The following is a 385-nucleotide window of genomic DNA, read 5'->3' on the forward strand; positions in this document are numbered from 1 at the left end:
GCTGTTCCTCAACGAGGGCACGGGCGCCACCGCCGCCTCGCTGACGCTGCTGGAGCTCCAGCCCGGAGGCGAGGTCCCCGAACACACGCACGACACGAGCGTCGAGATTCTCTACATCGAGGAAGGCGCCGCGGACATGACGGTGTCGGGGCAGACGATGCGCGTGAGCAAGGGCGACGCGGTCTACATCCCCGCGGGAGCGAAGCACTCGGCACGCGTCGTCTCTCCAGGCGCGCCCTTCAAGGCCGTGCAGGTCTACGCCGGCCCCGGACCCGAGCAGCGCTTCACCCAGGGCCCGAGGGAGAACATCCCCCATGGCAAGTGAGCGGGATGGGGCGGCGGCGCGCAAGGACGGCGAGGCACCCGCGACACAGTCCGCGAAGGT

Annotated in this window: 1 protein-coding gene; it reads left to right on the plus strand. The window is 70.4% G+C overall.

Features of this window, described 5'->3' with window-relative positions:
• Nucleotides 1-325 (plus strand): cupin domain-containing protein (locus D7Y04_RS43700; protein ID WP_147477401.1); only part of this gene is annotated, 325 nt, incomplete at its 5' end.
• Nucleotides 326-385: the final 60 nt, after the last annotated feature.

Origin of the sequence: Corallococcus sp. AB038B (assembly GCF_003668955.1) — a bacterium.
GTDB lineage: Bacteria > Myxococcota > Myxococcia > Myxococcales > Myxococcaceae > Corallococcus > Corallococcus exiguus.